Source organism: Pseudomonas sp. UBA6315 (assembly GCF_002438125.1).
Classification (GTDB): Bacteria; Pseudomonadota; Gammaproteobacteria; order Pseudomonadales; family Pseudomonadaceae; genus Aquipseudomonas; species Aquipseudomonas faucium.
Window position 1 is genome coordinate 1 of record NZ_DJTF01000076.1, and the last position, 19,845, is coordinate 19,845.

At 58.6% G+C, this 19,845-nt stretch carries 33 protein-coding genes; 10 read left to right on the forward strand and 23 right to left on the reverse strand.

What is annotated here, in order from left to right; translation table 11 throughout:
- Positions 1–7: 7 nt before the first annotated feature.
- Positions 8–1,162, reverse strand: a complete 1,155-nt coding sequence (locus B3E94_RS09365) for a tyrosine-type recombinase/integrase (protein WP_286913343.1) — start codon at positions 1,160–1,162, stop codon at positions 8–10.
- The gene (locus tag B3E94_RS09370; protein WP_286913211.1) at positions 1,063–1,437 is read right to left on the reverse strand and encodes a hypothetical protein; all 375 of its coding nucleotides are present in this window, start codon (positions 1,435–1,437) and stop codon (positions 1,063–1,065) included. The genes B3E94_RS09365 and B3E94_RS09370 overlap by 100 nt, the downstream gene beginning before the upstream one ends.
- Before the next feature lie 65 nt (positions 1,438–1,502).
- On the opposite strand from B3E94_RS09370, the gene B3E94_RS09375 reads away from it, so the two are divergent.
- Positions 1,503–1,673: a hypothetical protein gene (locus B3E94_RS09375; RefSeq protein WP_286913212.1), complete on the forward strand. Its 171-nt coding sequence runs from the start codon at positions 1,503–1,505 to the stop codon at positions 1,671–1,673.
- A gap of 149 nt (positions 1,674–1,822) precedes the next feature.
- Positions 1,823–2,215 carry an NUDIX hydrolase gene (locus B3E94_RS09380; protein WP_286913214.1) on the forward strand — a complete coding sequence of 131 codons (393 nt, stop codon included), beginning with the start codon at positions 1,823–1,825 and terminating at the stop codon, positions 2,213–2,215.
- 39 nt (positions 2,216–2,254) lie between these two features.
- Here B3E94_RS09380 and B3E94_RS09385 read toward each other — a convergent pair whose 3' ends face one another.
- Genes B3E94_RS09385 through B3E94_RS09400 form a run of 4 tightly spaced genes read right to left on the reverse strand, consistent with a single transcriptional unit; the run spans position 2,255 to position 3,724 of the window.
- Positions 2,255–2,662, reverse strand: a complete 408-nt coding sequence (locus tag B3E94_RS09385; protein WP_286913215.1) for a phage protein NinX family protein — start codon at positions 2,660–2,662, stop codon at positions 2,255–2,257.
- Positions 2,659–3,054, reverse strand: a complete 396-nt coding sequence (locus tag B3E94_RS09390; RefSeq protein ID WP_286913217.1) for a hypothetical protein — start codon at positions 3,052–3,054, stop codon at positions 2,659–2,661. Before B3E94_RS09390 ends, B3E94_RS09385 begins: the two co-directional genes overlap by 4 nt.
- Positions 3,051–3,302 (reverse strand): hypothetical protein, encoded by a 252-nt coding sequence (locus tag B3E94_RS09395; protein WP_286913219.1) that lies wholly within the window; start codon positions 3,300–3,302, stop codon positions 3,051–3,053. The genes B3E94_RS09390 and B3E94_RS09395 overlap by 4 nt, the downstream gene beginning before the upstream one ends.
- The gene (locus B3E94_RS09400; protein WP_286913220.1) at positions 3,302–3,724 is read right to left on the reverse strand and encodes a hypothetical protein; all 423 of its coding nucleotides are present in this window, start codon (positions 3,722–3,724) and stop codon (positions 3,302–3,304) included. The genes B3E94_RS09395 and B3E94_RS09400 overlap by 1 nt, the downstream gene beginning before the upstream one ends.
- 176 nt (positions 3,725–3,900) lie before the next feature.
- On the opposite strand from B3E94_RS09400, the gene B3E94_RS09405 reads away from it, so the two are divergent.
- From B3E94_RS09405 to B3E94_RS09415, 3 genes are all read left to right on the forward strand, one after another.
- Positions 3,901–4,215: a hypothetical protein gene (locus tag B3E94_RS09405; protein ID WP_286913221.1), complete on the forward strand. Its 315-nt coding sequence runs from the start codon at positions 3,901–3,903 to the stop codon at positions 4,213–4,215.
- 93 nt (positions 4,216–4,308) lie between these two features.
- Positions 4,309–4,638 (forward strand): hypothetical protein, encoded by a 330-nt coding sequence (locus tag B3E94_RS09410; protein ID WP_286913222.1) that lies wholly within the window; start codon positions 4,309–4,311, stop codon positions 4,636–4,638.
- A gap of 471 nt (positions 4,639–5,109) precedes the next feature.
- Positions 5,110–5,391: a DUF6555 family protein gene (locus B3E94_RS09415; RefSeq protein ID WP_286913223.1), complete on the forward strand. Its 282-nt coding sequence runs from the start codon at positions 5,110–5,112 to the stop codon at positions 5,389–5,391.
- 58 nt (positions 5,392–5,449) lie between these two features.
- Here B3E94_RS09415 and B3E94_RS09420 read toward each other — a convergent pair whose 3' ends face one another.
- The 15 genes from B3E94_RS09420 to B3E94_RS09490 form a co-directional block, all read right to left on the reverse strand.
- Entirely contained in the window at positions 5,450–5,959 is a 510-nt protein-coding gene (locus B3E94_RS09420) for an acyloxyacyl hydrolase (protein ID WP_286913224.1), read from the reverse strand.
- 267 nt (positions 5,960–6,226) lie between these two features.
- A complete protein-coding gene (locus B3E94_RS09425) occupies positions 6,227–6,652 on the reverse strand; it encodes a hypothetical protein (RefSeq protein ID WP_286913225.1) in 426 nt (141 codons plus the stop codon).
- A complete protein-coding gene (locus B3E94_RS09430) occupies positions 6,649–7,266 on the reverse strand; it encodes a hypothetical protein (protein WP_286913227.1) in 618 nt (205 codons plus the stop codon). The genes B3E94_RS09425 and B3E94_RS09430 overlap by 4 nt, the downstream gene beginning before the upstream one ends.
- A 313-nt stretch (positions 7,267–7,579) precedes the next feature.
- Positions 7,580–9,478, reverse strand: coding sequence for a DNA cytosine methyltransferase (locus B3E94_RS09435; RefSeq protein ID WP_286913228.1), 1,899 nt, complete (start codon positions 9,476–9,478; stop codon positions 7,580–7,582).
- Between the two features lie 310 nt (positions 9,479–9,788).
- The gene (locus tag B3E94_RS09440; RefSeq protein ID WP_286913229.1) at positions 9,789–10,151 is read right to left on the reverse strand and encodes a hypothetical protein; all 363 of its coding nucleotides are present in this window, start codon (positions 10,149–10,151) and stop codon (positions 9,789–9,791) included.
- A complete protein-coding gene (locus B3E94_RS09445) occupies positions 10,126–10,491 on the reverse strand; it encodes a hypothetical protein (protein ID WP_286913230.1) in 366 nt (121 codons plus the stop codon). Before B3E94_RS09445 ends, B3E94_RS09440 begins: the two co-directional genes overlap by 26 nt.
- Positions 10,492–10,563: 72 nt before the next feature.
- Positions 10,564–11,082 (reverse strand): hypothetical protein, encoded by a 519-nt coding sequence (locus tag B3E94_RS09450; protein WP_286913231.1) that lies wholly within the window; start codon positions 11,080–11,082, stop codon positions 10,564–10,566.
- 7 nt (positions 11,083–11,089) lie between these two features.
- A complete protein-coding gene (locus tag B3E94_RS09455) occupies positions 11,090–11,653 on the reverse strand; it encodes a siphovirus Gp157 family protein (protein ID WP_286913233.1) in 564 nt (187 codons plus the stop codon).
- Complete coding sequence (locus B3E94_RS09460) at positions 11,650–12,381, reverse strand: hypothetical protein (protein WP_286913234.1); 732 nt, start codon at positions 12,379–12,381, stop codon at positions 11,650–11,652. The genes B3E94_RS09455 and B3E94_RS09460 overlap by 4 nt, the downstream gene beginning before the upstream one ends.
- A gap of 437 nt (positions 12,382–12,818) precedes the next feature.
- Positions 12,819–13,040: a hypothetical protein gene (locus tag B3E94_RS09465; RefSeq protein ID WP_286913236.1), complete on the reverse strand. Its 222-nt coding sequence runs from the start codon at positions 13,038–13,040 to the stop codon at positions 12,819–12,821.
- Positions 13,037–13,231, reverse strand: a complete 195-nt coding sequence (locus B3E94_RS09470; protein WP_286913238.1) for a hypothetical protein — start codon at positions 13,229–13,231, stop codon at positions 13,037–13,039. Before B3E94_RS09470 ends, B3E94_RS09465 begins: the two co-directional genes overlap by 4 nt.
- On the reverse strand, positions 13,228–13,647 hold the full coding sequence (locus B3E94_RS09475) for a hypothetical protein (protein ID WP_286913239.1): 420 nt from the start codon (positions 13,645–13,647) through the stop codon (positions 13,228–13,230). Before B3E94_RS09475 ends, B3E94_RS09470 begins: the two co-directional genes overlap by 4 nt.
- A 20-nt stretch (positions 13,648–13,667) precedes the next feature.
- Positions 13,668–13,892 carry a hypothetical protein gene (locus tag B3E94_RS09480; protein ID WP_286913240.1) on the reverse strand — a complete coding sequence of 75 codons (225 nt, stop codon included), beginning with the start codon at positions 13,890–13,892 and terminating at the stop codon, positions 13,668–13,670.
- A gap of 572 nt (positions 13,893–14,464) precedes the next feature.
- Positions 14,465–15,139 carry a polysaccharide lyase family 7 protein gene (locus B3E94_RS09485; protein ID WP_286913241.1) on the reverse strand — a complete coding sequence of 225 codons (675 nt, stop codon included), beginning with the start codon at positions 15,137–15,139 and terminating at the stop codon, positions 14,465–14,467.
- 106 nt (positions 15,140–15,245) lie between these two features.
- A complete protein-coding gene (locus B3E94_RS09490) occupies positions 15,246–15,425 on the reverse strand; it encodes a hypothetical protein (RefSeq protein ID WP_286913242.1) in 180 nt (59 codons plus the stop codon).
- A 499-nt stretch (positions 15,426–15,924) separates the two neighbouring features.
- Here B3E94_RS09490 and B3E94_RS09495 point away from each other — a divergent pair, with 499 nt between their 5' ends.
- Entirely contained in the window at positions 15,925–16,248 is a 324-nt protein-coding gene (locus B3E94_RS09495; RefSeq protein ID WP_286913243.1) for a DUF1654 domain-containing protein, read from the forward strand.
- 48 nt (positions 16,249–16,296) lie between these two features.
- Here the strand turns inward: B3E94_RS09495 and B3E94_RS09500 are convergent, their stop codons facing one another.
- Together B3E94_RS09500 and B3E94_RS09505 are read right to left on the reverse strand one after the other, a co-directional pair.
- The gene (locus B3E94_RS09500) at positions 16,297–17,448 is read right to left on the reverse strand and encodes a hypothetical protein (RefSeq protein WP_286913244.1); all 1,152 of its coding nucleotides are present in this window, start codon (positions 17,446–17,448) and stop codon (positions 16,297–16,299) included.
- Between the two features lie 97 nt (positions 17,449–17,545).
- Complete coding sequence (locus tag B3E94_RS09505) at positions 17,546–18,388, reverse strand: S24 family peptidase (protein ID WP_286913245.1); 843 nt, start codon at positions 18,386–18,388, stop codon at positions 17,546–17,548.
- A 113-nt stretch (positions 18,389–18,501) separates the two neighbouring features.
- Here B3E94_RS09505 and B3E94_RS09510 point away from each other — a divergent pair, with 113 nt between their 5' ends.
- The 4 genes from B3E94_RS09510 (at position 18,502) to B3E94_RS09525 (ending at position 19,658) form a co-directional block, all read left to right on the forward strand.
- Positions 18,502–18,738: a hypothetical protein gene (locus tag B3E94_RS09510; protein ID WP_027919779.1), complete on the forward strand. Its 237-nt coding sequence runs from the start codon at positions 18,502–18,504 to the stop codon at positions 18,736–18,738.
- A 31-nt stretch (positions 18,739–18,769) separates the two neighbouring features.
- Positions 18,770–18,958 (forward strand): hypothetical protein, encoded by a 189-nt coding sequence (locus tag B3E94_RS09515; protein ID WP_027919780.1) that lies wholly within the window; start codon positions 18,770–18,772, stop codon positions 18,956–18,958.
- A gap of 260 nt (positions 18,959–19,218) precedes the next feature.
- A complete protein-coding gene (locus B3E94_RS09520) occupies positions 19,219–19,425 on the forward strand; it encodes a hypothetical protein (protein WP_286913249.1) in 207 nt (68 codons plus the stop codon).
- A 20-nt stretch (positions 19,426–19,445) separates the two neighbouring features.
- The gene (locus tag B3E94_RS09525) at positions 19,446–19,658 is read left to right on the forward strand and encodes a hypothetical protein (protein WP_286913250.1); all 213 of its coding nucleotides are present in this window, start codon (positions 19,446–19,448) and stop codon (positions 19,656–19,658) included.
- Positions 19,659–19,845 lie beyond the last annotated feature (187 nt).

Genomic DNA, 19,845 nt, shown 5'->3' on the forward strand with positions numbered 1-19,845 from the left:
GGTGTATTTAGGCCCTCTCGTCAGTTTTGGGCCAATTTTGGGCCAATTCGACTCGGGGCGGCAGCTTCTCCAGCTCCCTCCAATCCGAGGAGGAGCTGATCCATTTCGCGTAGGTAGAAAGCAACATCTCGACGCTGTGGCCAAGCTGGTTCGCAATGAACGCAGGGTTCATCCCAGACATGAGGCACATGGTTGCGTAGGTGTGGCGGGTGTCGTACTGACGGCGTTCACGGATGTTCAGCGCCTCGAGCGCTGATTTGAAGTGGCGGATTGTAACACTTGGCTCGTTGATCCACAGCCCACCTTTGCTCGGTTGGAACACAAAAGGGCTTACTGGATGGGCCGATTTGGACGCCATGCGTCGAAGAGTCGCCATTCGCTGGGCCTGGGTGATGGCGTTAAGCGCGCGCTCGTTGAGCAGCACCACCCGGTGGTGCTTGGTCTTCGTGCGCTCTTCAGGCACTCGGTTGACGATGATCCGGCGAATCGTTGCCGATCGCTGATCCAAGTCGACATCCTCCCACTTCAGGCCCATGGCTTCGCCAGGCCGAACCCCGGTGAAGAAGCAGAACTCGAAGAACGCCGCGTAGATCTGGGAGTATTTGCGGAGGGTCGCATAGAGGTGCGAGATAATTGTCTCGGCCTCCGTGCGGGTGTAGGGGTCTACGACCTTCTTCACCGGCCTCGGCTTATCGAGTGAGGCGGTCGGGTTCTTGGTGATCAATCCGTCGAACACAGCCGTCTTGAATACGCTCGACAGCTTGATGATCGCGTTGCGTTTCACCCCAGCGGATGTCCATTGAATCTGCGAAATCACCCCGCGCAGCATGGTAGGGGTGATCATATCCAGCCGGCGCAATCCGAGGTATGGCATCCAGTAGATGTTGAAGATGCTCTTGTAGTTGTTCCGGGTGCCCTGAACGATGTCCCGGCTGTCCAGCCACATCTGGGTGTAGTCGCCCAGGCTGGGCATTGCGTCTGCAACTTGTCGCGCTGCCTCCGAGCCCGGGAAGAGCTCCGCGTATTTCTCGTCATCGAGCAGGTTGTGTCGGATCAGGTTGACTACTTGATCACGTAAACGGCTGGCAGCTTTGATCCCCTGCGCTGTCGGGGGATGTGCGACGGTTTCCCCGCGACGCTCACCGTTCCAAGTGAAACGGATTCGGAGCGAGTCTCCTCGGATTTCAATTCCAGGGGGCAGACCCACAGGCTTTCTAGCCATTCCTCATATCTCCATCTGCTGTACATGATGTTGCGACCGTTCTTGTTCCAGACGCCCTCGGGAATCTTTCCGCGCTGGCGCCTGGTTTGAAGGGCGCGCAGCGTAATGCCCAGCAGGTCGGCCATCTTCTCTTCCGTCACCTTGTCCATCTCTTGGGCAACGGCTTGTTCTTGCCCGGCGTGTTCATCGCCTGGCTTTTTCCTTTTTGAATGCATAGGGTCTCCAAGCCGCCGGTGGCGGCAGGGTGTGATTAAATAGGCCCTCTTTCAGGAGGATCGTTATGGGCAAGACAGCCAAGCCTTTCTACTTAGCAGCGGCTCCACTGATTGCAGTTGGAGCTGCGTTCGCCGCTGTCGGAGCATCTGGCCAGGTTGCTTTCGGCTACACGGCGGTTGGCCTTGTGGTGCCAGGAATCATGCTGCTGGTCGTCGGTTATCGTCGGCGCGCTTAAGTAGCAAGGGGAGGGGTCAGCAGGGATCCCAGCACTTTGGGGTGCTTGGCTGAACTTGTTGCATAATTTACTTGTCATCGAAAAGGTGAGGCAGTGCTTGAACTGCACAGAAGTCTTTGAATGCCTGATAAATCGTGACGAGCAATCAGATGCCCCTTAAACAACAAAAGGCAAATAAAGTAAGAGCCACAATCATCTGCTTACGTAGTGGCAAGGTGTTGCTGGTGCGAAGGAAGGGTGGAAAATGGAACTTTCCGGGCGGCGCAATCGAATCAGGTGAAACACCGCAGCAAGCTGCTGCTCGTGAACTTGAGGAAGAGACTGGATTGCGTGGCAACAGCTTGTTAGCACTCTGCAGTCTAGAGGCCGGCTGTACGTTCCATCATGTGTTCACGGCGTGTTTGGGTGATTTTGATAAGCCAGCCCCGCGCAATGAAATTGCCGCCTGTAAATGGGTATCACGTTGCGATTTAAACCGCACTTTGTTGAGCCCAGGCGCTACTGCCTTTCTGTCTAAAGAGCTTCCAGCACTTTCGGCTTAGATCGCCTCCAACCAGCCATTTAGATTAGTTCGATGTACATCAGAGGCAGAGCCAGTGGCAGAGCTCCTTCGGCACCTGGACGGTATCGCCAAGCATGTGGTGCACGAAGCCGCGGCAAAACGCGACCAGTGCTGTGGGGCCATAGAGCCAGATCCCAGCACCGGCTGGGCCGCCGCTGTAGCAGGCCTCCTCGGCCAGGCCCGGAGCGTGCTGAGTGCTGCCGCAGTGCTTGTCGATCAGCGGGCCGCCTTGCTCCCAGTTGGCGGATGGGCGATAGCCGAAGCCTTCGGCGGCACCACGGATGCTGACGCTGGTCGGGTCGTCCTCGGCGCGCCAGATTGTCGTGCGCTGGCCTGGGTCTGAGCTGAAGCCCTCGGCCATGGCCACCGCCCAGTCCAGCGACGCGCCGATCAGCCTGGCCGTCTTCACTTCGATCAGGTCGGTCATGCACGCTGCTCCTTCCGACGCTCCACATCGATCTGCTCGTAAAGAGCATCCACTCGCTTCTGCTTGCGGTTAATCGCCTCGGATCGGCTGAGATGGTCCCTCATGGCCTTGTCATACGGTTCGATCTTCTCGATCAGCCGAAGGCGCTCATTAGGGTCTTTCGAGGCGTTGAACTGCTTGGCCAGGCGATCACGCTCGCTGAAGTCGAGGTGATCAAGTGCGCGGTTTTCCTTCTCCATCTCATCGATAACGGAGGCCGATTGCCGATTCCAGCGCAGGTAGAGAACATCACTCTTCTTGGGCTTGATGAAAAAGTGCTGCGACCTGATCCAGTCCACCAAGTCTTCCTTGGTCATTTCGTCGAGCACGTCTTTGCGGGCGGCTTTACTCACAGCTCATACCTCTCATCAACCGAGCGCCCAGGCGCCAGTGCGGGTGTAGGTTCGGGTTGGGTTTCGTGCGGGGAGAGCTGGCGCTGGTTGCTGGCTTGCAGCTGATTGTCGGGGATGCAGCTGATACCTACCCCATTGAACAGGTAGCAGGTGACGCCGCGTTGGCTGTCGTGCTGCACGTCGATGACGTTCTCGGTTGCGCTGGCGCCGGTGGCCAGCAGCAGGAGGCAGAGGGCGAGGGGGGTCATCAGCAGTCCAACCAGTTGAGCTGTCTGATGTAATCGCCGCCGGCACACAGGTGCTCGTCATTAATTGCCTCAAGGTCTTTCACGTCGGCCAGCGCTGCCTTCGCGCGCTCCATGGCCAGCTCGGCATGGCTCATCTGAAGGCTCTTGCGGGCCTTGTAGCTGCGCAGCGCCTCTTCTTTGTCGGGGTAGGCGAACCGGCGCCAGGAGTCTTTCGAGACACGTTTCGCAAAGCGCCAGACTCTGCCCGTCGCGGCCTCTGAATGCTTTGCCATTTCTACATTAGCTTCTGGTACGAGCCAGTAGCAGTGCTCGCTTTCACGGATCACCACGTAACGCCGACAGACGATCGTTACGCCTTCCGGGCCAATGGAGTCGATGTAGCGGAAGTGATCTGGCCAGGCTTGCTGCTTTTCTTCAGGCATGACTTCGTCCTTGGCCGCCATATCGCGGCAAAAAGTTGTACATGGGAAAGGGGTGGGTACAGGTTTAGAGGCCAATTGTCCGATTCAGCTCACATGCCGACTAATTGCGGTTGCGACCCGTTTGGCTTTGGCTATGGTGGCAGATACACATGAAACTAAAGTCGTAGGAGATCGCCATGAGAATTCGCGGAGATGTGTTTTGGGAATGGGCAGACGCCACGCTGCACCATCGCACTCATGACGAAACGCTAAGCAATGGCACATTCATTGATGTTCAGGTGCGGCTGTCGCGAACGGGTAACACTCAGATGTTCATCGGCATATACGCCCCAAGCGGCATGGCTATTCACGAAGAGGCTTTTGACTCACGACCCGGGGAATCAATGACCAGAGCGCTGGCTTGGGGAGTGGGACGCGCTCGGCATCTGGCGGGGGAGGCTGTCGTTGCTTCTGGCACGATCACATCCATTCAGGTGATTCAGCAAATGTAAAAAAATGTAACGCTCACTTTCTGAAGTAGATTCGCTCAATCAGCTGTGTATGCTGGCTATCCGGTCAAGAATTTGAGATGAAAGGTCCGTTCCATGCGTAATCGAGGTAAGGTTTATTGGGAGTGGGCCAATCCTGAATTGCACTTTCGCAACTACGATGAACGACTCTCATGTGGCACGCTGATAAACATCCAGGCAAGGCTCTCGCTGGATAACGTCACTCAGGTGTTCCTCGGCATCTATGGGAGTAAGGGGGTGCTCCTCCTAGAGGAGCAGCATCCAGAGTGTGTTGGGCAGAAGCTCTCCGTGGCGATGTCTTGGGCGCTGGAGCGTGCTCGCGACTGGGTGGCAAAAGCTTTTCCCCCGCCAAGTGCCGCCATCCTAGAGCCGCTTCCCCGCAAAGGTTCGCGTCTTTATAAGTGATGAAGCTTGTCAACGGAACGCCCATCTTGGCGCACCGGTCGTATCTGCAGCAGAGGTGAAAATTTAGCCGCTTAGTTGGAGAGAGTGATGAGCCTTCAGTCCTCAAGTCATGACCTACACCTGCACTCGTATCTCGGATACCAGGCATCTATCTACGTTCTCTGGGAGCCAGACTTCGATTGCCCTACTGGCATGCTTGTGGAAGTAGGTCGCCCTGGTGGCATTACGCGCGCGCTGAGGGTGCGCAGTGGATTCGCCTCTTCGGAGGAAGCTGTTCTAGCCGGCAAGGCGCTGGCTCAGCAGTTCGTAGAAACCGAGGCCACCCGGTCCTAACTAGCATTGGTCCGCGGGGCAGAGGGAAGCTTTAAGCTCTCTCTTCGCGGGCGAAACCGTCATCAGGTACGCAGGCACTAACGGAATTTTCAAAAAGCCTACGCTGTCCATTCCACACTTATTCGTGGAGAAACACTGATGAAAGGTCCACAGCTTTACGTGGTGGAGTACCGCCTGCATAACATCTATAAGACCTTCATCATTCGGCTAGAGCGAATGGACAACACTGAGGCTTGGCATTGGGCGAGTTGCGATGCTGGGCTTGGCGTGATTCCTCGATTTGGGCAACAAAAAATCAAGAAGGTCAGCAGGCCCACAGCAGAACGTCACGGTATAACCGATGTTCGCTGGTGGGTTTCAGGGCAGGGTGATGAGTTCCAACCGATGCCGATTGATCCCAAAAGCTTCAGTGGGGAGTGACTGAGGTGGCAGTGCTGCTGCCTTGGGAAAGGCCCGCAAGAATGCGGGCCCGTCTGCATCAAATTTGATGGCTGTAAAACAGGGAGTAGGATTCGATCCCATCATTCGGCTGCTTGATCCCGGCATTAGAGTAGTGCATTGCACGAATGCCGATCCTCTGTGAGTTCCCGATCTTCAGTCCTGCCCCGATGCGATCTTCAAAGTTGAACGCGGAGCCTAACTCTTGATCCCCGGCTGATGTTCCGGAGAACACCGCTAGGCCGATTCCGGCCTCAATGAATGGTTTGACGTTGCCGCTGCCAAACTCGTACACGAATACCGGAGCGAACGAAAGGGAGTGCGCGCCACCGGAGGCATCGCCCGCTTCCCAATACGTGTATCCCGCATCCCAATAGCCAGTAAGGCGGCCGGTGGTCGACTCGAACCAGGTTTTATCCCAGGCAAATCCTACGCCCGCTCGGGCAGTAAGCCCTCCTTGTGAGGTTGCGCCCACTGCACCTGATAGCTCAGTTGCCCCTGCAGAAAATGCTGCCAAGGAAAGCACCGACGCTGCGATGATTTTCTTCATGATCACGGTAGTCCTAAAAACCTGGTTTTGTTTGTTAGCAAGCTATCTGAATCATTGTGATATCAAATCGTTCCGTCTCGAAGGAAATTTTCTGGATCTCAGTAGTAGAGATGCGGTTGGCCAACCAGCATTGTCCTCGGTTTGCAGGAGTACTCACTGCGTTGCTGCGATATAGTGGAAATGGAATAGAAATAGCTAACATCCATCGGACTGCCTAAATCTAGGAATGCGGACATGGTTCCGGGCGATCACCAGTTGATGCTTCTCCTAATCGCAGTCGTGATGGCGGTGGATGCGGTGGCTCTTGCCTTCTACTTGAGACACAAGCCGTGACACCCAACTACGGTCGAGCCTCTGGCGGGTGAGCGTTTTTCTGTGGGCAAGAGAGCGCCTTGGCCGCCATATCGCGGCATTGAATAATGGGGAGAGGGGTTGCAGCTGAGGAGTACAAATGTTCTCTTGCGGGGCGGAGTCTTCCGCGCGCATGAAGGCCGCCATGTCGCCCATCTGCTCGACGATGAAACGCTCTTCGGCTGCGCCAGCTGCGATGATCTTTGCCTTGTGATTTTGGCAGAGCAGGCAATCGACTCTGGCCCAGTCGCCCGATAGCTCACTGGCCTCGCCTAGCCAGGTGCCGCACGGGGCTTGCTCGAGGTCTTCCAGGTCGGTGAATGGTGCGAAATGTGTCTTCACGATTTCGCCTCTGGCTCTGCGCTGGCGGACAGGGTCGCGTCAATCCGACCAATCAGGGCTATCGTGGCGCCGCGAAAACCGATTTCAGCCTTGATGGCGAGGAGCTCTGCGTAGGCCTCTCGCAGCAGCGCATCCCGCCCGGCCAGCTTCTCATTGGCGCCGTGCAGGTCGATGTGCAGCTGGGAGAATGCAGCCTCGACCTTGCTGGATACTAGGCCGGTACCGACATGCTCTGCCCATTCGCGCTCAGCAACCATCGCGGCCATGGCTTCGCACTGGGCCAGGTCGGCGCGCAGCCGCTCAACCTCGCAATGATCGGCGTGGGTGTAGAGCGGCCCCAGCTTGGAGATCTCGTCGAGGCAGGCCCTCCAGCCCCCGCGATAGCCTTGGTCCCAGTCGTGGGAATCGCTCAGCTTGGCATTGCAGGAGGGAAGCGCCACCGGCTTGACCTGGTGCTCCTCGGCTGGATGGGCTAGGAGGGCAGCAGCAAAGCGGACATGGGGTGGATCCTCGCTCCGCAGAGAGCTGTCTTGGATCTCGCGCCAGAGCGCATCAAGTCGCTCGCGCTGCACGCTGACCATCTCGGTGTTGCTGGATCGGTTTTCTGTGGGCATGGGGATACCTCAGGCCATATGAGCTAGAGTCAATTGGCCACTACTAAAGGGAGGGCGCAGTTATGGATTGCTTCGTTTGCAAGGCCAAGGCGGAATCGGTTACGCCTACTACTGGCGATTTCGAGGAGAGAAAGTGTGGTGAATGCGGCCGATATCGGTTGTCTCGTTCACTTCTTGCGGAGATAGATGCGCAAAAGCTGGTGTTCGATGTTGCGGCCACGCGGAAATGGATCGCGGTGAACAGCGTTACCAATCCAGCCCCGGTCCTATCGACTTTCGAAGCCAAGCAGCACCAACTTTTGCACTCCTAGGATTAAGCAGCAGCGGCACTCTGCTGTAGGACCTTCCACGGGTCATTTGCTCGGGCAAGTGCTGCCATCGGTGGAGGGCTGACGCTGTTGCCGCACATGTGTACCTGCTCGGTCTTGGTGAACGGCCTGCCGTCTGCGCCCATGTCGATGATGTAGTTCGCTGGGAAGCCCTGGGCCCGGTAGAGCTCATGGGGTTGCAGCATCCGCAGGCAGATATCAACGATGACGTATGGCGTCCCCTTCACATACACGGTCACCAGGGCCAGGCGGTCCTTGGTCGTGATGGTCGAAAGAGGCTCATCGCAGGGGCTCATGTTCTCAGTGCCGTAGTAACGGATCAGGAACGCAGCGACCTGCAGGGCGCCCTTCTCGTGCTCTGGTGACAACGTGTATTGCACCAGGCCGTGATGCTCGGCACCTGCGGTTATGGTACCAACGGGGGAGCCAAGATCGCTGCCGATGCAGTTGTTGCGCAGCGTGGTCATGTGCGCGGTTGCCACGCCTTGCGGAGACTTCACGGTAACCGTGGACATGGGCTCGCTCAAGGCCCGGCCAGTAGACGGAACGGTGCCGCGATGGTTGTTGTTTTGCACCATGAATGCTGTTGTTTTGCCGGCGTCGATCATCACCGGACGCGCCAGCATCAGTTCGCCACGGTTGGCTGCTGTAACCGTTGGCAGGGGCTCTGCTGGGTCGTTCACCCGATCGGAACCCTGGTGGGTGGCCGGAAGAATTACCGCGCTGGTAAGGGCGTGTTTCACGCCGCCAGCGACGATAGTGCCCAGCGGTTGCCCCAGGCCAAGGACGCGTGGCAGCTGCCCCTCACGCTCACCGTAACCGGTTTGCACCAGGGTTGGGCTGGACATGGCGAAGGTGCCGCCCCGTGGCCACGCGGTGACGGTACGAAGAGGCTCGGCCAGGGGCTGTACGCTCTCCCCCGACCAATTGGCGATCGGCACAATGAAAGGCTGCGGGTTGTCCAGGACAAACTTTTTCATGCCCTTGGCCACCCGGCGCAGGGTGGCTTCTGCCAAAGCCTTCTTGCGGTCGAAAATGCTCTTGCTCGGCACGGTCCAGTCGATGCACTCCGCGGCCGTGCGCCACTTCTGCTGGCGTTTGCCAGGGTTCTTGGCGTGGGTGGGCTCAGGCCACACGATAGGCTGGCCATCGCAGCGGGCGATCATGAACAGGCGTTCCCGGCTGGTTGGCGCACCGAAGTCGCAGGCCTTGATGATCCGCCATTCCACCTGGTAGCCCATGCCTTCCAGCAACTGAACAAACCGCTTCCAGGTAATACCGCGGCGCTTGGGGTTCGGTACCAGGAACTGGTTGGATACAGGTACCTGCTCGCCAGGCTCCGCTACCCGGTTGATCATCGCCTTTGGCTTGGTTGGGTGCGACACCCGGTCGAGCGTGATCACTCGGCCTGTCACCTTGTCGCGCTTGGCGATCAGCGGGCCCCACTGCAGGATTTGCTTCACGTTCTCCAGGCTGATAACCCGGGGCTTCTTCTTGCCGGCCCACTTCAGGCCGATCCACGACAGGTTGCGGATCTCGCGCTTGCGCGGCTGCCCACCAGCGGCCTGGCTGTGGTGCGTGCAGTCGGGGCTCATGTGGAACCATCCCACACGGCGGCCCTGGCACTCCTCGTCGGGGTCACCCTCGAACACGTCGGTAGTGAAGTGCTTGGCGTGCGGGTGGTTGGCGGTGTGCATGCTGATCGCTGCCGGGCTGTGGTTCTTGGCCACAGTCACCGGTCGGCCCAGGCCCATCTCCAGCCCGGTACCGGCGCCGCCGCCACCGCAGAAGAAGTCGACCACGATCTCATCGTCCTGAGGGTCGAAGCCAAGGCCGTACTGGGTTTTGAAATCGAGGTGGTTCTTTTTCTGGAATGCAGACATGGGCGATCCTCGCCGGGGAGGCGTTATCGTTGAATGGGGGAAGGGGGTCTATACTTTCGAGTTCATCACTTGGAGGAATGGCTCATGACTACCTGCAAGAAATGCAATGCGGAGTTCAAGGCTGATTTGCATGATGACCCGGACACTGGCCACTTGAAGCTGTCCTGTCCTAAGTGCGGGGCAAAGCACACGGCTCGCAAGCTACCCACGCCTCATGGCGCCCCTGCAAAATATGAGGTAACGCTTTGCGAGGGGGGAGGGGGTTACGATCACGGAAACGGCTGAGGCGATCGCGGGCAGCGCCGGAAGCTCAGGCCCGCTCTGCAAGCAGGATCAGGCCGGTATCGTCCGGGTCGTCGCCAAGCATGAGGTCCGGCGCGCGCAATTCGCGACTCAGGCGAAACTGGTCGAGTTTGCGCACCACTGAACTTGAAAGCTTGATTTCGTGGCGCGGCGCACTGAGGAAGTGACGGGCCGCTACAGGCCCTAATTCATGGATGCGGTGGATCAGCAGGGTCATGGCCTCGCCATTTTCTTCGACACTGGCCCAGTCCTTGATCTCTGTCAGGGCCTGCTTGGTGCCAGGCCTCACCTTGAGGCGCAGATCCTCGACCTGGGCCTTGGCCTCACGGTCCCGGCGATCGTCGTCACGCTGCTTCTGAGTCTTGGCCATCGTCCTCTCCATTGCGCACGAACGCGGTGCCCGGGGCGTACTCCAGCAGGTCGCACACCCGATTGATGATCTTGAGCGCGGCGTCGAACACCTTGGCGTCGTCTGGCTCGCGGGCCAGGCGCTTCATGTTCGGCTGGTGCTCCAGGCAGACCTTGTCGACCAGGCGCCGGGCAAGCTTGCGCAGGTGGTCAGCACTGTTGTGGAGGCGCAGGCTCAGCGCAAAAGCCAGGGCCACATCATCAGGCCGGTACTGGCCGCCGCTGCGGGTGTTGTACAGCTTCTTGACCGGCCGATTCATCCAGGCCGGTAGGGTCACGACTCCAGAGGGTGCTTTCTGCATTTCGGTGCTCCTTGAGGCCGCTGGGCGGCAGGTGGAACTGTTCTTGTCGCCGGCGCTGGCGGACCTGAAACTTCAAATTGGTCCGTCGCATCGCTTGCCCCCAACCTTGGGGTAGTCGACGCCGAACAGGTGGATGACGCGGCAGAACTTGCGGTCGGAAATTCCCAGCTTGGTCTTGGCTTCGTGCCTGTTCAGGCCAGCATCGCGCAACTGGGTGATCTCGGCGGCCAGGGCCTTGTCTACTTCCGGGTCGGCGTAGACCCTGTTCTTCTCGCCGCGGCCACGTTTCGGGTCAGGCCGGAAGCAGAAACATCCTTCCATCGCTGCACGGTACAGCGTGGTCTGAGCCAAACCTGTGTGCTCCATGGCTTCGGCATAGGTCATGGTCTTGGCCAGCTTGCGCAGCTCGGCCAGTTGCTCTTGGCGCTTCTGTGCCTTCTGGCTGATCGGCTTTGGCTGCACGGCGCGAACCCGCTCAATGTCGCGGTGCGGCCGGTGCGGAACGTACTGGAAACCATCGAGCACGATGATGCTGCCTCCAGAGGCAAGGAAGGCCGCTACTTCTGCCTCCAGGCTGATTGATGGGTTCATGCTTGCCTCACTTGATGCGGATCGAGCTCTCACCGCGCTCTAGGTGCGCCCAGGCAGGCTCGGGGATCAGTTCGTGTTCGCAGTCTTCGCCGGCGGTCATGCGCTTGCGGACGGCTTCGTTGTGCTCACGGTTGGCCTTGAGCTTGGCGGCGATGGCGTTCTTGTCAGGTGCGATCTTGGTCACTACCGAAGTGAGCTCATCCGGTACCGCCTGTTCGTTGTCGACGATCACCTTTTCCTTGCCGGTGACCAGGCTGATTGTGAACAGCGGGCGCTTGATCGACTTGATGTTGGCGGCGTCCATGTTGCGGCGCAGGTAGTCGGTGATCGCCGTGACGCTGTTGGTTTTGATGCGCTTGAGCTCGTTTAACCGGTCGATCTCCGCTTCGATGGCCCCGATGTCGCCCTCAATGTTCCGGCGCAGCATGACGATGTTGTCGGCCTTCACTTCGAACTCGCCCTGGATGCCGGCCATGGTGTCCTGAATGGCTTGCTTAAGGCCTTCGTCGTCGGTGTCGCACATGGAGGCCAGATCGGCCATCTTGCCGGTGAGTGCGTAGAGCTGGGTCATGCTGCGGCCTCCTGCGGCTTACCGGCTTCAAGGTTCTTCAGTTCAAGGGAGATCCGCGCAGCGCCTTTCTCATCTTTGCGGCCAATGAGCTTGCGGACTGCGTGGTCGTGGATTTTCTTGCGCTCATGCGGCGTGACCGCCTTCTGCATGGTCGTGATCGTGTCCTTGATGAAGTCGAGTCGCTCCTGCTGCTGCCGGTCGATCTCGGCCTGACGGTCTTCGGCCTGCTCGATTGCCTGCTCGGCCTGCAACTGCTGGACGTAGTTCACGTCGTCGAACATGCCCAGGAACACGTCTGCGCTGAAGCCCAGCATCGACAGGGCTTTCTTGATGGCATCGGTCAGCGACTTCTTCGGCGCCTCGCCATCGGTGGTCATGCCGTAGTTGGTCTTGTACTGGTAGCGCGTGCAGCCGTACTGCTCGATCTCGCCGCGCTGGCCGTCCTGCATGAACCACAGGCAGATCTTGACGGTGTGGCCGATCTCGCGGCCGATGCAGGCGCGCTTGTCGCCTTCACCGGCGTAGATCTCGTGGCCATCATCGAAGCGCTCTTCGATGATCTTCCAGCCCCAGCCAATGCCGACCGGGCCGAACAGCTCGGTGGCTTTCATGACCATGGCGGTGCCGTTGAGGCTGGTGATCTGCTGGCCGCCGACCTTGGCGTCCTTGGTGAATCGGGTGTCGGTCGTTTGGACCTTCTCCCAGATGCTCATGTTGGCGGTAGACATTGGAAAACCTCGCGCCTGGCCGGCGCCGTCAGTTGAAAAGGGAAATGCCAGGTCACCCAGGCACGGAGGTACGCTCCAGGCCCTGGCTTCGGTGGATGGTTGCGCGCTCTCGCCGCTTACGCTCCCGACGGGTTCGGTTATCCCGAAGGCCCGTCGTGCGCCGGGTGTGTATTCAGGAAGTGATGGTGCCGGCCAGGGCGCTGAGGATGAGCCAGCCGGTGCAGAAGGTGAGGGTGAGGAAGGAGCCGCGCCAGGTGGCGATTCGGCGTGCACGCTGGTAGCTGGTCATGGCTGAAGGTTCCTCAGCTTTTCCTCCCGCGCCTTGATTGCGCAGTCGGCATGCTGGGTTCTCCAACTGCCTTGATGGCGCTCGAAGTGGCCGGCGCCTTTGGCAACATGGCCGCCGCATCGGTAGCAGGTGCCAGGGAACCGGTTCCTCATGCCCGGACCTCATACCCGACTGTCCACTCGCCGCAGATGCATGCCCGGCAGTTCCAGGCCTGCGGGTTTTCGATGCTGGCCAGTTCGGCCTGGTGCACCGCGGCGGCAAAGGTCGGCCCTTTGAAGAGCATCAGCACCCGGTCGCCCGGCATGGCCAGCGCCTCTGGCAACTCTGCAACCTGTTCGTCGATGAGCGTTTGAACGATTGGCGTGGTCATGCAGCCTCCTTGCGCCCATCAACGATCTTGTTGAGACGCCCGCAGTAGTGGTTGAACTCTTCGATGGTGAGGCGCTGGTCGGCCAGCATTTCGGTGAGGAGCTTGAGGACCATGGATTGCCAGGATAGGGGTGTCACTGGGTCGGCCATGGCGTCGAGCTCTTCATCGATTAGGACGTGAGGACTTCTCATCGCGAGTCCTCGGCCTGGGCCAGCACTCCCTCTTTCGCGAATGGCGTGAGCAGCGTTCGGGCGATCTCCTGCAGCATGGCGTCAGGGTTGGGGACGCACATGATCTCGTCGGCCGCGGCGGCGGCGTCACCGGTGATCTTGCAGCGCGCCGCAAGGACCAGCCGGCCGAGCACCGATTTGCTGATGCCCGAAAGGCCAAGCTGGCCCATCACGAACTCATCCACCGCCTGGGCGAAGCGATCGTAGGTCACGCCCCGCTGCCGGAAGTTGCGCTGGAACACGAAGTCGCGGCGCGCCATCAGCTCGGCAATTCCGTCGTCGATCCAGCGCGCCTCAGCTTCCTCAACCGAGCTTTCGCTCACCGCCGGTGGCAACTGGTTGTCGTAGTTCCATTGTGCTGCTCGAAGTGCGCCCATGGTCGCCTCCAGGTGGTGAGTTATTCGGGAATGACGCGGTACCAGACGCGCCGACTGCGGTCGAACGCGATCTTGCTGGCTTTGCGCAGCGCTTGAAGGCGCGCGTCCGGAACGCGCCAAGGGTCGCGACTACCACAGAGCTGTGCGTTTTCTTTGGTGGTGCGGCGGCAGATGCTATCGAAGTCTCTGCAGCCGCCATCAATGAGGGTCAGCAGTTGCTGGTCATACTCTGTGTACTTGCTCATCTGAACCTCGGTAGCCAACCACATTGGCCAGGAGCCAGGCGCGGGTGACCAAACCCACCGTGAAAGGTGGCCTGGCGCCTGCCAATGCGGTCGAAGTGAAGGGAAGGGGATGTTTATGTTGGGAATTGCAGGAGTTGACGCTGAAGGGGGCCGGCGGTGGGGTCTTAGCCCGAGCCGCCGGCAAGGAGGATTGCTACTCTACGATGCAAGTCCAGCGGTGGTTTCGCCGGTATGGCGCTCTGGTAAATGCAACGTCTGTTACGAGTTTCATGCCGCGCTCTTGGAGAGCTTTGGTCAGTTGAGCGAGTGTCTCTGCCTGGATAGTCATTGCTGTTACCTCGTCAGATTTACCACGTTCATAATTCCTGACCGAGCAGGCAGCTCGCTGATTCAATTTTATTGACTGCTTCGAAGATGCATCGGGGTGTAATCTGGTGTTGAGCGCCCCGTTTCCGCGTTTCGGCGCATCCGTCTAGGCGCTTGGGTTTCAGCGGCCACGTCTCACAGATCACACTACGATGCAGCCTGCGATGGGGAGCAGGGCATCGGGCCGTCTTTCCGGCTGTCATGGTTCAGCTATGTGTCAGCGAGAGGCTGCTGATTATGCAGATCGATCCATCCTCGGCAGGGGTGGAGTTGCTGTAATCAATCTGGTTGTAGACCCCACCGTGGAACTCGAAGAGGTGAGAGTCCCAGGTGTCGTCGAGTTGCAGGGCGCCGGACGAGCCTGATACTCCGTTGCACTGAGCTGCAACGGTGACCAGCCCTTTCGCAGTGACGTGGATGCTTACGGTGAACTTCTCCCCGAGTGGCACTCCTTTCAGCACAGTCGAGTTCACTGGCGTGGCCTGGTTGTACGTGGTGCGGAAACCCATGGTGATATTCCCCTTGTTCCAGAACACCTTCACCGGTGGGCTGTCATCACCTCGGACATGCATTTGCGAGATCACCACCTTCTGCGCCGAGTTGACCTTGGTGAGCGTCATCTGCTGACGATTCCAGTGATTCGGAGTACTGGCCAGGGTCCAGTCGGTGGACTCGGACCACTCGCAACGGGTCCGATGTGTGCTTTTGCTCGAGGCGCCCTTGGTTGGTGCCGAGAGCTTGATTGAGCCGTCGCTCAAAACCTGTACGACGCTCGGGTATTGGGCGATCGCCACCGCGCCGCTCACTTCGAGAGCGACAGGGTTTGTTGAAGATACCGGCACGGGGGTGGTGATCGTTAGATTGTTGATGTTTACCGTCATGGGACTGTCTCCTTGCGATGCGTGCTCGCATTCCCCAGCCAACTCTCCAAGCGGGCTTAGGCGATGCGGGCAAATGCCGCCTCATTGAAGCGGCATGAAGGAAAGATCAGGCTGCGCGCACCTTGCTCGCTCGCGCCTTCAGCTGTTTGCCATCGACATCGACGACCAGGTACTCACCACCGCCACGGCGGTGGCCGAGGTTAGTGGTTTCCACGAATTTTCCTGATTTCTCGGTACCGCGCGGGTTTGTGAGGATTACGGCCTGGCCTTTGGTGAATCCGCTCATGAAGAGCTCCTTTCTCTGGGTTGATTTCCCTGATACCCCTCGCGAGAAGGGCATCGAGGAAATCTGCCGCGACCCGCTACTGGCGTCGGTCGCTGGCTCTAATCTCGTTGTTCCTCCAGCCGCGGGCCTTTCGGCTTGTTCTCCCGCTGGATAACTGAACTCGGCGCTTTACGCTGCACGCCCGGGGCAGTTGCCACCCCTCTGGACTGTTGAGGCCTGTCCATCGCTGCCTTGAATCTGGGCCGGTGTCGATCCGGCAAGGTATGTCGCTAAAGAGCGGCGGCCGGGGAGGGCCTCGGCAGTCCCTGTTTGGTGACTGCTTGAGGTGAAATTTAGCCAAGAGCTAAAGCATCGTCAATAGCTCGGCGCTAAATTATTTTCGCCGAGCGACAAAATGCCTCCATGGCTGGGCTTCTTGAGCAGGGCCTTTACCTGAGATTTAGCACTGCGCTATGATTCTGAAATCACTGTACGAATATACAGTTTCGGAGATGGAACTATGTCCAAGCAGAACAATGCGGCGCCGAAGCAGCGTCAGGAAATGACCGGGTTAGAGAAGCTGAGCCTGAGGGTGTCGTCCATGCTCAATCACCCGATCGCACAGACGCAGCGCTGGGTGACGATCCATCGCCTGGACACGGACGGGGAGGCAGAGTGGGAGGAGGTGATCGGGCTGATCGCTGAAGTGCCCGAGCTGGATCTGACGTTCAATGACGATGGCACGGTGACCGTGAGGTGGGAACGAAGCGCGCTTCAGGAGCGGGACGACTTCATCATCGAGGAGGACAGCGAGGTTGAGGGGGCCGAAGAGGCTCCATTCTAATGCGAAAGCCCGCCCGCCAGTCAGGCGGGCTTCCTTGCTACTGGAGACTCAAAGCGAACCAGTTGTTCGCTGATTTTCTTCAGCTTCGCATGTCGGTTCGTTAGAAAATGAGTATTGAGCCACTATGTAGCCTTTATCAGTGTTTTGAGCGCGGGCAACCATGGTGATGTTTTTCACATCGCTTTTGAGAGGGACCGACTGAGTCGACTTCCATTCTGCAATCAGCGAACGGTCCTTCTTTCGCAATGCCATCATCCAGTCTCGAGAGTCCTTCCAGATACTTCCTGGCATAAGAGCATCTAGCACCTGGGGTTTTCCATAGACGGTAGTAAATGCCGATTGCAGGCCATTGAACGCATCACGCAGCTGGTGCCCGTAATCGTTGGTACTGATTGTTTTACCAATGGCGCGGATCTGACACAGCCCGACCGTTGGAGAAATGATAAGACCATATTGTTCAAAGGCATCGTTGGGTTTAGGTGGAGACTCGAGCATGTAGAGGCTCTGAGCTTCGTCTTCTACAGTAAGCAGCTGCCCGGTCATCCTCTCAATCAGGTCTTTACTTAATCCGGCCTCTAGACCGAAAGGTCCACTGCCTGCAGGTAATTCACGGGCTTGCTTCCCTGCCGCTGGAAGCGGCGAGTTGACCTGAGCTTTGGGCGCGACCTCAGCAGTAGCAGGCACTGCCTGCACGGGAGGTAATGGCAGACTCAGACCGTACTTCGCAACTAAGTACCTCTGCTGGAGCATCGCAAGCGTTTGCTCTTTGGTGGCCACGCCTGCCGCTTTCATCACGCCGACCAATCCTCCGGTGACGGCGGCATCAGCTCGAGATTTAGCTAGATCTTCATTCGCGACGGAGATCTCTGCCTCAAGTTTTTTAGCCAGCTCCGGTTCAGCTTTGCTGACCTGTGTGACTTGTTTAATGGGAGATCCGGATTCGAGAGCATTGAGGCGCTGTTCCAGCAAGCCCACATTGGCCCCGAGTATTTCGACACGAATGCCAACTAGGGCCTTCATCAGTCCACCCGACAGCGTTGCATCCTTTGCTTTCGCGTCATTGAGTTCTGACTGCGTGGCTTTGAGCTCTGTGCGAAGGCTGTCAACGAGCGCCTTCTCTTCAGGGCTTAATTCATTCTTGAAACAACCTGATGTGAGGCCTATAGCGACAAGCAGTAATGCGGTACTTACCCTACGCATGACAATCTCCATGTAAAAAAAGAATTCTACCATTATGGCCAAAGGCTATCACTAGGCAGAAAAGAGCCCGCTTTAGCGGGCTCGTTCTTTACATGGTTCAAACCAGATGAGCATTCCATACGAGAAGCACCCGAGCCTGGATGTAGGTCTCTTCCCTGCGAATCATCCGATCCTTGTGCTTAGGATTGTCCGAGATCATCTCAAAGTACTCGTCGTCCGCTATTTGTAGCCGCTTGATGTACTCATGACCACCCCATGAGAAGTAGTAGATCCCATCGCCGGCGAAATCGCGAATGCTGACATCGACGATCAGCGGATCGCGGTTCTTGATCGTCGGCGCCATTGACTGACCCCAGCCGGTGACGAGCTTCAGGTGGTAGTGCTCCTTGAACTCAACACCCAGCTCACGCAGGTGCCGGGGGCTGACGCGCACGTCCTGTAGCATCTCGGGGAAATCATGGGTTTGTTCGCCGCCGCCCATGGCGCCGCGCACGTCGTAATGTGCGATCCACACCTCATCGCCGACCAGGCCGGGGCGGTTGAAATCTGCCTTGACTACTCCGCTGTCGGCTGGAGCGACCGCAGGAGCTGGTTCCTCGGCCGCAGCCAGTAGCCTCTGGCGAGTTTCTTCAGGAATGCCTCTCCCGCTCTTCGCGAGCATCTGCTTTACCAGGTCAGCAGCCGACAGTTTGCTGTCCAGAGCTTCAGCCAGTGGCTGCCCGTCGTCGCCCGACGGGATCGAGTCGAACCAGCCTCGCGGCAGCCCCTCAACCTCCTCGATCCGGCGCGCTACGTCGTCGCCCAGGTTCTTCGCCGTCTTGTCGGAGAGGATCTGGCTCAGGTGCGCAGGAGCCATCCCCCAGCGCTCCGCGCAGGACCCTTTTCTCTGGCTGCCGATCAGCTTGACCAGGTTGTGCTTGCGAATTTCGTAGATATCCATGGCGCGAAGAATGCCAGTGTTTAGCCCTGTGCTAAATGTGCGCAAAGCTAAATTCCCCTTGCTCGAAAATTAGCCATGAGCTAAATTTCGCCATATGTGTAAGGAGAACCCACATGAATGATCACCTCCGTGAATGGTTGGCTACCGCCACCAATGAGCGCCGGCGGGATGTAGCAGCTGCAGCGAAGACCACTGTCGGCCATCTCTGGCAGCTCGCAGGTGGTCATCGGAAGGCTTCCGTCGATCTTGCTGAGCGCTTGCAAGACGCATCGGACGGCGAAATCACGATCGCTGGCCTGCGCCCGGACCTTATCCCCTTTGCACGCAAAGCGCTCAAGGGCGCCGCGTAACTCAATTTCCATAGCAAGGAGCAATCCCCGCATGTACGCCAATCCCAAGCACCTGCATGACCGCGAGATCAAGGTCCGGGTCGATGAGGACACGTTCGAACTGATTCAGGCGCTGGCCAAGTTTCATCGTACTCAGCGCGCTGTGCTCTGCCGTGAGCTGCTTGAGGCTCAGCTGGCCGCCCTGGCTTCGGAGAATACCGGCGATCAGCACGTGGCCTGAAGGCCCGTAGGAGGCCCCATGCCGATTGAAGAGATCGGATTGGACCAGGGACTGATGGAGCAGCTGGAGCGAGAGGCGATGAGGCGGGGCGTTAGTCCCGAAGCTCTCGCGTCCGAGCTGATCCGTCGTGAACTGGCCAACCGAACGAAGCCCCGCAGCCCGCGGGGAGCAGTAACGCCGTTTCATCGAAAGGCCTGAATAGGCCCTGGCCCGTAACTAATAAGCCCGAACGATTTGAACAGCGCGCAGGGGATAACCCGATGGCCTACGACGACAAAGCTCACCGCCACGACCACCAGGTCAAGGTCCGCTTGGATGACGAGGACTTCAACGAGCTGAAGGGGTACGCCCTGGAGCAAAAGGCCCAGCACAGCGTGCTGGCCCGGGAAATCATCCTGGCCGCGCTGGCGTTCAAGAAAGAGCACGGCCACCTGCCGCTGATCAACGAGAAGAAAGCCAGGGCCTGAATAGGGTATTGGGAGGACAGATGTCGCCTGCAAATGAAGCAGTCCAGCAGCACGACGTGGAGGTCGCCCGCTTCCGCAGGGATGACTTTGCGGACCTGGAAGCCTGGGCGGAGGAGGTCGGTGTCAGCACCGACGAGCTGGCCGCGCAGATCCTGAAAAGGACCACGCACTTCCTCGGCCAGCGGGGCAAGCCCAAGAGCAACAACGTGGTGCCATTCGCGGCGCCAAGGTAACCGCCTGATCCCTAATTAGGGACCCGGGCGCCAGTCCCTCATGAGGGACACCAAATCGCAGAGACAAAAAAGCCGGGTTCGCGGCCCGGCTCTCTGCAATACAAAACTCTGAAGGGGAATTATGCATATGCAGACCCAAAGTGTACAGGCCCTCCCCAGGGGCGCGCCACAAAACGCAACCCACGAT